The following is an 11,637-nucleotide window of genomic DNA, read 5'->3' as shown; positions in this document are numbered from 1 at the left end:
GGGGGGGGCCGGGCGCCGGGGGGCGGGGGGGGGTTTACCTCCCCAACACCCCCCCCGCCGCCGGCGGGGGCCGGGCGGCCTGGTTACCCCCCCCCCCCCCCCCCCCTGCCCTGGCGCTGAGCCGACTCAGTCGCGTGCCGCCCACCACTCCTTGAGAGCGGCGACGGCCTGGTCGTGCTCCATCGGCCCGTTCTCCAGCCGGAGCTCCAACAGGACCTTGTACGCCTGACCGATGGCCGGGCCGGGCCCGATGCCCAGGATCTCCTGGATCTGGTTGCCGTCGAGGTCGGGGCGGATCGCGTCCAGCTCCTCCTGCTCCTGGAGCTGGGCGATGCGGTCCTCCAGGCCGTCGTAGGCGCGGGAGAGCGCCCCCGCCTTGCGCTTGTTCCGCGTGGTGCAGTCCGAGCGGGTCAGCTTGTGCAGCCGCGAGAGCAGCGGCCCGGCGTCGCGCACGTAGCGCCGCACGGCCGAGTCGGTCCACTCGCCGGTCCCGTAGCCGTGGAAGCGAAGGTGCAGCTCCACCAGGCGCGAGACGTCCTTGATCATCTCGTTGGAGTACTTCAGCGCGGTCATGCGCTTCTTGGTCATCTTCGCGCCGACCACCTCGTGGTGGTGGAAGGAGACCCGGCCGTCCTGCTCGAAGCGCCGGGTGCGCGGCTTGCCGATGTCATGCAGCAGGGCGGCGAGGCGCAGGACCAGGTCGGGCCCGTCCTCCTCCAGGTCGATCGCCTGGTCGAGCACGGTCAGCGAGTGCTCGTAGACGTCCTTGTGCCGGTGGTGCTCGTCGCTCTCCAGGCGCAGCGACGGCAGCTCGGGCAGGACGTGCTCGGCGAGGCCCGTGTCCACGAGGAGCCCGAGGCCCTTACGGGGGTGCGCCGAGAGCAGCAGCTTGTTGAGCTCCTCACGGACACGCTCGGCGGAGACGATCTCGATGCGGCCGGACATCTCCGTCATCGCCGTGACCACCTCGGGGACGACCTCGAAGTCCAGCTGCGCGGCGAACCGTGCGGCCCGCATCATGCGCAGGGGGTCGTCGGAGAACGACTCCTCCGGGGTGCCCGGCGTGCGCAGGACCCGGGCGGCGAGGTCCTCGAGACCGCCGTACGGGTCGATGAACTCCTTCTCGGGGAGGGCCACGGCCATGGCGTTGACGGTGAAGTCACGCCGGACGAGGTCCTCGTCGATGGAGTCGCCGTAGGAGACCTCGGGCTTCCGGGAGGTCCGGTCGTACGCCTCCGAGCGGTACGTGGTGACCTCGATCTGGTAGCCGTCCTTCTGGGAGCCGACGGTCCCGAAGGCGATGCCGACCTCCCACACGGCGTCGGCCCACGGGCGGACGATCTTCAGTACGTCCTCGGGGCGGGCGTCGGTGGTGAAGTCCAGGTCGTTGCCGAGCCGGCCGAGCAGCGCGTCGCGCACCGAACCGCCGACCAGCGCGAGGCTGAACCCGGCCTCCTGGAAGCGGCGGGCGAGGTCGTCGGCGACAGGGGACACACGCAGCAGTTCACTGACCGCGCGGCGTTGCACCTGGCTCAGTGCAGTCGGGATGTCTTCGTTGGCGTTCGGCACAACAGAAAAGGGTACGTGCCCCGGCCCGCCGCGACGTCCCCGTTTCCTGCGGGGCGGCCCGGCCCGGCGTCCGGCGACCGGCCGCCCGGGGTGCCGGCCGGCGAGCGGTCGAAGATCGCCTGGAGCAGTCCCCGGCACTTGCTCCCAGCGTGCCTCGTTACCATGCCTGGACACAGCAACCGGGAACCATCCACACCACTGGCACCAGAGACAACGACGAGGACGGGCGAACGCGTGGCCGAGGCGGCAGACATCCAGGGAACCGGTCCCTCACCTGCCCGCCGATGGCTGCGGCGCACGATCACCGTCGCCGTCGGGGCACCCCTCCTCGCCGGCCTGCTCCAGGCCCCGGTCGTCGCCGCTCCGGCGGCCCCGGCGGCTCCCGCGGCTCCGGCCGGCGACGGGACCGGCACCAGGACCGTCGATGTGTCTCTCGACACGATGACGCCGAGCGCACCCGTCGAGGGCGACACCGTCACCGTCACCGGCACGGTGACCAACCGGGGCAAGAAGACGATCACCGACGCGACGGTGAACCTGCGCGTCGGGCCGCAGATGACGAGCCGCAGCGAGATCGATCGGGTCACGGGCCGCACCGGCTTCCGGGACGACATCGACCCCGCTCCCCTCGACGACGGCCCCACCGTCAAGATCGCCCGGCTTGGCGCTGGCCTCAGCAAGGACTTCTCGCTCTCCGTGCCCGTCTCCGACCTCGGGATCGACGACGGGGGCGTCTACCAGCTGGGCGTGTCCCTCAACGGACGGACCTCGGACCGGCAGTACGACCGGGTGCTCGGCATCGAGCGGACCTTCCTGCCGTACCAGCCCGAGGCCACGGAGAAGAAGACCCAGCTCACCTACCTGTGGCCGCTGATCGGCTCGGCGCACGTCTCGGCGCAGACGGCCACGGACGACCAGCAGACCCCGGTCTTCGAGGACGACGACCTGGCGGCCGAGCTGCGCCCGGGCGGGCGGCTGGACGAGATGGTCGCGCTGGGCAAGGACCTTCCGGTGACCTGGGTGGTCGACCCGGACCTGCTGGCCTCGGTGGACGCCATGGCGAACGGCTACCGCGTCAAGGACGGCACCACTCTGGACGTCCCCGGCAAGAACCAGGCCGTCGCCGAGCGGTGGCTGGACTCCCTGGAGAAGGCGGTGCAGGGGCACAAGGTCGTCGCCCTGCCCTTCGCCGACCCCGACCTTGCCTCCCTGGCCCATCGGGGCAAGGACGTGCCCGGCTCCCTGGGCCACCTCCAGTCGGCGACCTCCCTGGCGGGGGTGACCGTCGAGACCGTCCTCCACGTGGAGGCCTCCACCGACTTCGCCTGGCCCGCCGACGGAGCCGTGGACCCCTCCATCGTGGCGGTCGCGACCTCCGCCGGCGCCGACAAGGTGATCGCCCGCAGCGACAGCGTCCGCGACGACCTCGCCTACACGCCCACGGCCGCCCGCCCGCTCGGCAACGGCAGCACCACGGCCGTCGTGAGCGACGCGCTGCTGTCCACCGCCTTCGAGGGGGACATGGTCCGCGCGGAGAGCTCCACGCTCGCGGTCCAGAGGTTCCTCGCCCAGTCGCTCGCGATCACCCTGGAGCAGCCGGAGGACCAGCGGAGCATCGTGGTCGCCCCGCAGCGGATGCCGACCGTCGCCCAGGCCCATTCCATGGCCAACGCCCTGGGGGGCCTCTCCGGCCGCCGCTGGAGCCAGCCCAGCGACCTCCTCGCGGCCGCCGCGGCCAAGCCGGACCCGGACGCCTCCACCACGGTGCCGAGCAGCTCCCGCTACCCGAAGAAGCTGCGTGACCGGGAGCTTCCGGTCCAGGCCTTCCGTGACATGAAGACCACGCGGGACGAGCTGGACGACTTCAAGGTCATCCTGACCCAGTCGGAACGCGTCGTGACCCCGTTCGGCAACGCGATCAACCGCGAGATGTCGACCTCCTGGCGCGGTGAGGCCAGGGCGGCGGCCATCTACCGCAACAACGTCCTGGACTATCTGCAGACCCTCACCAACGGCGTCCAGCTGGTCGACAAGTCGGACCTCACGCTCTCCGGCCGCAGTGCGACCATCCCGGTCACCGTCCAGAACAAGCTGCTGCAGGGCGTGGAGCACCTGAAACTGCGCCTCACGTCGGGCAACAAGAACCGGCTGGAGCTGAACGGCGAGAGGTACGCCGAGCTCCCGGTGAAGGTCGGCGGCGGACACAGCCAGTCGGTGAAGTTCAGCGCCTCGGCCAACGTCAACGGCCAGGTGCCGATGACGGCCCAGCTCTACACCGAGGACGGCACCCCGTACGGGCAGCCGATGAACTTCACCGTGCGGGTCTCCGAGATCACTCCCACGGTGATGCTGGTGATCGCCGGCGGTGTCCTGCTCCTGGTGCTCGCCGGTGTGCGCATGTACAGCCAGCGCAAGCGGGTGGCCGCCCGGAACGCCGAGGCGGAGGCGGCGGAGTCCGCCGAGGAGACCGGGGCCGACGCCGCCGAGTGCGCCGAGTCCGCCGGGGACCCCGAGCCCGACTCCGCCGTGGACGCTGCCGCGCCGGAGCACGGTGAGGACGCGCCGGGCGAGGAGGAACCCGGCGGGGACGAACCCGTGCAGCCGAGTGACCCGACACCGGACACCGGGCCCGAAAGCGGCGACCCGTCGGGCCCGGGTGAGAAAGTGGACCGTTGAGCGATGTCGTGGCCGGTCGGCCGGGGACGATGAGGTGGGGTAACCATGAACGCGCCGTACGACGGTGACCGCGGCGGCCAGGGCCCGGGCGGCCCGGCGCCGTCCGGTGGGACGCCCGCCGTGCCTCCCGGTGCCGGCCACCCGCCGGTGCCGCCCCCGCAGCAGGGCGCCCCTGGCCCGCAGGGGCAGGACCCCTACGCGCAGAACCCGTACGCCCAGGATCCCTATGTCCAGGACCCCTACGTCCAGGATCCATACGTCCAGGACGCCTTCGCCCACGACCCGTACCGGGCCCAGGACATGTCCGCGCAGGACCCGGTGACCGAGGCGCTGTACGACCGCGCCGCGCACCCGCCGCCCCCGCCCGGCACCTACCAGGACCCCCACGCGCTCTACCAGCAGCCGGCCGCGCCGCAGCACGCCCCCGACCCCCGGGTGTGGGCGCAGACCCCGGCGCCCGAGCCGGACGGCCCCTCCCGCCACCTGCCGTACGGCGACGACGCGCGCACGGTCCAGTTCACCGGGGTCGACGACCTGGTCACCCGGGCCGGTGAGGAGACCCCCGAGCCGGACGCGTTCGCGCACCTCTACCGGGACCAGCAGGCGCCCGGCCAGGTGCCGCCGCCCGCCCCGGAACCGGACCCGCTGCCCGCGCCCGCCCCGAAGAAGTCGGGCCGCGCCTCCGGGCTGCTGAAGTCGAGCGCCGTGATGGCGGCCGGCACCCTGGTCTCCCGGCTGACCGGCTTCGTCCGCAGCCTGGTGATCACCGGTGCGCTCGGTGCCGCCCTCCTCGGTGACACCTTCACCATCGCCTACACCCTGCCGACGATGATCTACATCCTCACCGTCGGCGGTGGCCTCAACTCGGTGTTCGTCCCGCAGCTCGTCCGCTCGATGAAGAACGACGAGGACGGCGGCGAGGCCTACGCCAACCGCCTGCTCACCCTCGTCATGGTGGCGCTCGGCCTCATCGTGGCCCTGGCCGTCTTCGCGGCGCCGCTGCTGATCCGGCTGATGTCGAACACCATCGCCGACGACGCCGCGGCCAACAGCGTCGCCGTGACGTTCGCCCGCTACTGCCTGCCCACGATCTTCTTCATGGGCGTGCACGTGGTGATGGGCCAGATCCTCAACGCCCGCGGCAAGTTCGGCGCGATGATGTGGACCCCGGTCCTCAACAACATCGTCATGATCGTCACCTTCGGCCTCTTCATCTGGGTCTACGGCACCTCCGCCGAGTCCCACATGGGCGTGCAGACCATTCCGGACGAGGGCATCCGCCTGCTCGGCATCGGCACCCTGCTCGGCCTCGTCGTCCAGGCCCTGGCGATGATCCCGTACCTGCGCGAGACCGGCTTCCGCTTCCGGCCCCGCTTCGACTGGAAGGGCCACGGGCTCGGCAAGACGGTCAAGCTGGCCAAGTGGACCGTGCTCTTCGTCCTCGCGAACCAGGCGGGCGTCCTGGTCGTCACCCAGCTCGCGACGGCCGCCGGTGAGGAGTCCGGGAAGAACGGTGCCGGCTTCCTCGCCTACTCCAACGCCCAGCTGATCTGGGGCATGCCGCAGGCCATCATCACGGTCTCCGTCATGGCCGCGCTGCTGCCGCGGATCTCCCGCGCCGCCCACGACGACGACCCGGGCGCCGTCCGGGACGACATCTCGCAGGGCCTGCGGAACTCGGCCGTCGCGATCGTCCCGGTCTCCTTCGCCTTCCTGGCGCTCGGCGTCCCGATGTGCACCCTCCTCTACGCCTCCAGCGGCGTCGAAGCCGCCCAGGGCATGGGCTTCATCCTCATGGCCTTCGGCCTCGGTCTGATCCCGTACTCCGTCCAGTACGTCGTGCTCCGCGGCTTCTACGCCTACGAGGACACCCGGACGCCCTTCTACAACACGGTGATCGTCGCCGCCGTCAACGCGGCCGCCTCCGCCGTCTGCTACGTCGTCCTGCCCGCCCAGTGGGCCGTGGTCGGCATGGCAGCCTCGTACGGGCTCGCCTACGCGGTCGGCGTCGGCATCGCGTGGCGGCGGCTCCGCAAGCGCCTGGGCGGCGACCTGGACGGCACCCATGTGCTGCGGACCTACGCCCGGCTCTGCATGGCCTCCGTACCCGCCGCGATCGTCGCCGGCGCCGTCGGTTTCGGGCTGCTGAAGCTGCTGGGCGAGGGCGCCCTCGGCTCGCTCGTCGCCCTCGCGGTCGGCGGGGCGGTGCTCCTCGGCGTCTTCTTCGTCGCCGCGAAGCGCATGCGGATCGCGGAACTGAACACCCTGGTCGGCATGGTCCGCGGACGTCTGGGACGCTGAACCGAGCGGTCCCGCACAACCATCGACGGGATCCGCGTGTCGTGCATAGCGTCCGACTGTGGGCACAATTGGCTTGGCTGTTGGATGTGGCGCAACGGATGGGGAGGCAGGAACGACGGTGGCGGAACGTAGCACGGCTGCCGTCGACGTGGCCGACAACAGCGGTGACGACCCGCTGACCGCCAAGGCGGACACGGCCGCGACCGACGGGGTGGCGGAAGATCAGAAGACGGCGGAGAAGACCGCCGAGGCCACGGAGAAGAAGGCGGTCGAACGACAGAGCGGCGAACAGCCCTCGATCACGGCACCCGAACTGCACAGTGGTCACAAACTGGCCAGGCGCTACCGGCTCGAGGAGTGCGTCACCCGTCTGGACGGCTTCAGCAGTTGGCGAGCCGTCGACGAGAAACTGCGCCGCGCGGTCGGGGTCCACCTGCTGCCGGCCGACCACCCCCGAGCCCGGTCGGTTCTGGCCGCGGCCCGCTCCTCGGCGCTGCTCGGCGACCCCCGGTTCGTCCAGGTCCTCGACGCCGTCGAGGAGAACGACCTCGTGTACGTGGTGCACGAGTGGCTGCCGGACTCCACCGAGCTCACGGCGCTGCTCGCGACCGGCCCGCTGGAGCCCCATGACGCGTACCAGCTCGTCAGCCAGGTCTCCCAGGCCATGGCAGCCGCGCACCGCGAGGGCCTCGCCCATCTCCGGCTGACCCCGAGCGCCGTCCTGCGGAGCTCCACGGGCCAGTACCGGATCCGCGGCCTGGCCGTGAACGCCGCCCTGCGCGGCATCACCGCCGAGCGTCCGCAGCGCAATGACACCGAGGCCATCGGCGCCCTGCTGTACGCGGCGCTGACCCAGCGCTGGCCGTACGACAGCGACGCCTACGGCCTCTCCGGCCTGCCCAAGGGCGTGGGGCTGCTGCCGCCGGACCAGGTGCGCGCCGGCGTCCACCGAGGCCTCTCCGAGATCGCCATGCGGGCCCTCGCCAACGACGGGGCCACCGCCTCGCGCCAGGAGCCGCCCTGCACGACCCCGGACGAACTCGCCAGGGCCGTCGCGGCGATGCCCCGGGTCCGCCCGCCGGAGCCGGAGTTCACCGCCCCGCCCGAGTACCAGCACACGACCTACCAGCAGGGCACCTACGGACGGCCCCCGGCACGTCCCATGCCCACCCAGCCGGTCGTCGTCCCCCCGCCGCCGCTGCAGAGCCGCACGGGCAGGGCGCTGAAGTGGGCCGTCTCGGCCCTGCTGATCGCCGCACTGGGCCTCGGCAGCTGGCAGATCGCCGACCGGCTCCTCAAGCCGGAGCCCAAGAAGGAGACCCCCATAGTCCACCCCTCGGCCGACGAGAAGCCCGCGACGCCGAAGCCGATCGCCATCGCGTCCGCCGACGACTTCGACCCGCCCCCCGGGGGCAACGGCGAGGAGTACCCCGAGTCCGTGGCGAACGCCTACGACGGGGACCCGAGCACCTTCTGGCACACCAAGAACTACACCACCGCGCAGTTCGGCAACCTGAAGACCGGCGTCGGCATAGTGCTGGACCTGGGCTCGGTCCAGAAGGTCAGCTCGGTTGACATGTCGTTCGTGGGGAACACGAGGGTGGAGGTGCGCACGGCACCCGAAGACGCCTCGTCGGCACCGACCACGGCCGAAGGGTTCACCACTCAGGCGTCCGGCAAGGACACCGAGGTGAAGCTGAAGCTCACCAAGCCGGTCAGGACCCGCTACGTTCTCGTCTGGCTGACGGAGCTGCCCCTCACCGGCGGTGAGTACCGCGGCCAGCTGACCGAAGTCAAGGTCATGGGCTGACGACCAGGGGAGGGGGCTCACCGGTGGACCGACCGATGGACGACGCCACGGACGACCAGGAACTCCTGGCCCGCCATGTCGCCGGAGACCCGGACGCCTTCGGTGAGCTCGTGCGGCGTCACCGCGACCGCCTGTGGGCGGTCGCGGTGCGGACCCTGGGGGACCGCGAGGAGGCCGCTGACGCCGTCCAGGACGCCCTGATCTCCGCCTTCCGGGCCGCCCACACCTTCCGCGGCCAGTCGGCCGTCACGACCTGGCTCCACCGCATCACCGTGAACGCGTGTCTCGACCGCGCGCGCAAGACCGCCTCCCGCAGGACCTCGCCCGTCGACGACACCGACCGCTTCGAGCAGCTCCTCGACCCGCACGAGTCGGCCGAAGCGCCGGTGGAGCGCCATGACCTCCACCGCCAGCTGCTCGCCGCCCTCGCGGCGATCCCCGAGGACCAGCGTGCCGCCCTCGTCCTCGTCGACATGCAGGGATACCCGGTCGCCGAGGCAGCCCGTATCCTCGGCGTTCCCACCGGGACCGTGAAGAGCCGCTGCGCGCGCGGGCGGGCACGCCTCCTTCCGATGGTCACTCATCTGCGCGCCGACACCGTGGGTAACGAGACCGTCGAAGGGGGAAGGAACCGGACGCCGGGGACATCCGTCCCACCGGTGCCGGGGCCGACAGACACCGGACCGACAGATCCAGCTGCTGTGAAGGGCGGAGGTGGGCGCACGTGACTTCCACGGCCGGCAAGGCCGACACCACACAGCACCCGGACGTTTCGGAGATCTCCGATCTGACCGAGGGGCTGCTGTCGCCGACCCGCTCCGCGGCCGTACGACGGCATCTGGACGGCTGTCCCCTCTGCGCCGACGTGCGGTCCTCCCTGGAGGAGATCCGAAGCCTCCTCGGTACCCTGCCGGGCCCGCCCCGGATGCCCGCCGAGATCGCCGGGCGGATCGACGCGGCTCTGGCCGCGGAGGCCCTCCTCAACGCCACCTCCCCGCAGAGCGACACCCCTGTTTCACGTGAAACATCGCGATCCTCCGAGGGGACGAGGTCCTCCTCCCCGGCATCCCCGGCCACGGACCGTCCTGCCGGGCGCCCTCGTGGGGGCACCGGTCCCGGCCGCCCCGGTGTGCGCCGTCGCCGCATCGCACTGCTCTCGACGATCGGCGCCGCCTTCGCCGCCGCGGTGCTCGGCACGAGCCTGTACCTCAGCCAGGCGGGCAACGTGACCGCCGGCCGCGCGGACAGCGGTGCCAAGAAGGCCGACGCCCTGGCGAGCGCACCCCTCAGTCCGTTCTCCGGTGCGCCCGTGGAGGACCACGTCCACACCCTCCTCACCGAGAGCCGCGCGCCCAAGACGCCGCAGGGGGTCGGGCCCGAATCCATGTCCGCCGAGACCGGTGGCGACACCTCCCGCCGCAACGGGGCGAGCGCCGTCCCCCGCTGCGTTCTGGCCGGCACCGGCCGCACCGACGAGGTGCTGGGCTACGAGCGGGGCGAGTACCAGGGAACGCCCGCCTACCTGCTGGTCCTGTCGGATCCGGCGGACAGCACCCGGGTCCAGGCCTTTGTGCTCGACGCCTCCTGCGCGGATCGGCCCACGGGGAGCGGTAGCCCGGCCGCCGAGGTCCTGCTGAGCCAGACGTACCCGCGCTCCTGACCTCGCTCTTCGCCCGGCCACGGTGACGCGCGGCGGTCTCGGGAATGTACGCCCCTTAGGATCCGTTGGGTGGGGTGAGAGCGACCGAGACAACCGCCCCCGTAGGCAGTGGCAGTCTGCAGAGACGAGGAAGAAACCCGTGAGCGACGTCCGTAATGTGATCATCATCGGCTCCGGACCCGCGGGGTACACCGCTGCGCTCTACACGGCCCGGGCGTCGCTGAAGCCTCTGGTCTTCGAGGGAGCCGTCACCGCCGGTGGCGCGCTGATGAACACGACCGAGGTCGAGAACTTCCCCGGCTTCCGTGACGGGATCATGGGCCCGGACCTCATGGACAACATGCGGGCCCAGGCCGAGCGCTTCGGCGCCGAGCTGGTTCCGGACGACGTCATCGCCGTGGACCTGACCGGTGAGATCAAGACCGTCACCGACACCGCCGGCACCGTGCACCGCGCGAAGGCCGTGATCGTCACCACGGGCTCCCAGCACCGCAAGCTCGGCCTCCCCAACGAGGACGCTCTCTCCGGCCGCGGTGTCTCCTGGTGCGCCACCTGCGACGGGTTCTTCTTCAAGGACCAGGACATCGCCGTCGTCGGCGGCGGCGACACCGCGATCGAGGAGGCGACCTTCCTCTCGCGCTTCGCCAAGTCCGTCACGATCGTCCACCGCCGCGACACCCTGCGTGCCTCCAAGGCCATGCAGGACCGCGCCTTCGCCGACCCGAAGATCTCCTTCGCCTGGGACAGCGAGGTCACCGAGATCCACGGTGAGCAGAAGCTCAGCGGCCTGACCCTGCGCGACACGAAGACCGGTGCGACGCGCGAGCTCGCCGTCACCGGCCTCTTCATCGCCGTGGGCCACGACCCGCGCACCGAGCTCTTCAAGGGCCAGCTGGACCTGGACGAGGAGGGCTACCTCAAGGTCGCGGCCCCGTCGACGCGCACCAACGTCACGGGCGTCTTCGGCGCCGGCGATGTCGTCGACCACACCTACCGTCAGGCCATCACGGCCGCCGGCACCGGCTGCTCCGCCGCGCTGGACGCCGAGCGCTTCCTGGCCGCCCTCGCCGACAGCGAGAAGCTGGCCGAGACCCCCGCGGTCTGACCCCGTCTCTCTCCACCACACCCCGCGAAATAAGGAGGCCGCCGTGGCCGGCGCCCTGAAGAACGTGACCGACGCTGACTTCGATGACGTTGTCCTCAAGAGCGACAAGCCCGTCCTCGTGGACTTCTGGGCCGCCTGGTGCGGTCCGTGCCGCCAGATCGCCCCGTCGCTGGAGGCCATCGCCGCCGAGCACGGCGAGATCGAGGTCGTGAAGCTCAACATCGACGAGAACCCGGCCACGGCTGCCAAGTACGGCGTCATGTCGATCCCGACGCTCAACGTCTACCAGGGCGGCGAGGTCGTGAAGACCATCGTCGGTGCCAAGCCGAAGGCCGCCATCCTGCGCGACCTGGAGCCCTTCACCGCCTGATGCGCGGCGCATGTTCCACGTGAAACAGAAGCGGGCCCCCCCCCCCCCGGGGGGGGGCGGGGGTCGGGGGGGCGGGGGGGGGGGCGCCCCGGGGGGGCCCTCTGGACCGCCCCCCCCCAGCGGGGCCGGGCCCGCACCAACGCCAC

8 protein-coding genes are annotated in these 11,637 nt (G+C 71.6%); 7 read left to right on the top strand and 1 reads right to left on the bottom strand.

Features of this window, described 5'->3' with window-relative positions:
- Window positions 1–126: 126 nt before the first annotated feature.
- Window positions 127–1,569, bottom strand: a complete 1,443-nt coding sequence (locus ACFV2S_RS12250) for a CCA tRNA nucleotidyltransferase (RefSeq protein ID WP_385556828.1) — start codon at window positions 1,567–1,569, stop codon at window positions 127–129.
- 234 nt (window positions 1,570–1,803) lie between these two features.
- Here ACFV2S_RS12250 and ACFV2S_RS12245 point away from each other — a divergent pair, with 234 nt between their 5' ends.
- The 7 genes from ACFV2S_RS12245 (at window position 1,804) to trxA (ending at window position 11,491) form a co-directional block, all read left to right on the top strand.
- The gene (locus tag ACFV2S_RS12245; RefSeq protein WP_385556825.1) at window positions 1,804–4,245 is read left to right on the top strand and encodes a DUF6049 family protein; all 2,442 of its coding nucleotides are present in this window, start codon (window positions 1,804–1,806) and stop codon (window positions 4,243–4,245) included.
- 45 nt (window positions 4,246–4,290) lie between these two features.
- A complete protein-coding gene (gene murJ / locus ACFV2S_RS12240; protein WP_385556822.1) occupies window positions 4,291–6,546 on the top strand; it encodes a murein biosynthesis integral membrane protein MurJ in 2,256 nt (751 codons plus the stop codon).
- A 118-nt stretch (window positions 6,547–6,664) separates the two neighbouring features.
- The gene (locus ACFV2S_RS12235) at window positions 6,665–8,356 is read left to right on the top strand and encodes a protein kinase family protein (protein WP_385556819.1); all 1,692 of its coding nucleotides are present in this window, start codon (window positions 6,665–6,667) and stop codon (window positions 8,354–8,356) included.
- 35 nt (window positions 8,357–8,391) lie between these two features.
- Complete coding sequence (sigM, locus tag ACFV2S_RS12230) at window positions 8,392–9,084, top strand: RNA polymerase sigma factor SigM (RefSeq protein WP_385556816.1); 693 nt, start codon at window positions 8,392–8,394, stop codon at window positions 9,082–9,084.
- Window positions 9,081–10,016, top strand: coding sequence for a zf-HC2 domain-containing protein (locus ACFV2S_RS12225; RefSeq protein ID WP_385556813.1), 936 nt, complete (start codon window positions 9,081–9,083; stop codon window positions 10,014–10,016). The genes sigM and ACFV2S_RS12225 overlap by 4 nt, the downstream gene beginning before the upstream one ends.
- A 139-nt stretch (window positions 10,017–10,155) precedes the next feature.
- A complete protein-coding gene (trxB, locus tag ACFV2S_RS12220; protein WP_383796954.1) occupies window positions 10,156–11,121 on the top strand; it encodes a thioredoxin-disulfide reductase in 966 nt (321 codons plus the stop codon).
- Between the two features lie 43 nt (window positions 11,122–11,164).
- Window positions 11,165–11,491, top strand: coding sequence for a thioredoxin (gene trxA, locus ACFV2S_RS12215; protein WP_329855980.1), 327 nt, complete (start codon window positions 11,165–11,167; stop codon window positions 11,489–11,491).
- Window positions 11,492–11,637: the final 146 nt, after the last annotated feature.

The sequence above is a fragment of the Streptomyces sp. NPDC059695 genome (assembly GCF_042733785.1).
Classification (GTDB): Bacteria; Actinomycetota; Actinomycetes; order Streptomycetales; family Streptomycetaceae; genus Streptomyces.
The sequence above is the reverse complement of the archived record's forward strand: the minus strand, read 5'-3'. Positions and strand labels throughout refer to the sequence as shown.

Bases quoted from the DNA above. Each gene is read 5' to 3' on its own strand.
- sigM (WP_385556816.1), top strand. From the start codon at position 8,392: ATGGACGACGCCACGGACGACCAGGAACTCCTGGCCCGCCATGTCGCC.
- murJ (WP_385556822.1), top strand. From the start codon at position 4,291: ATGAACGCGCCGTACGACGGTGACCGCGGCGGCCAGGGCCCGGGCGGC.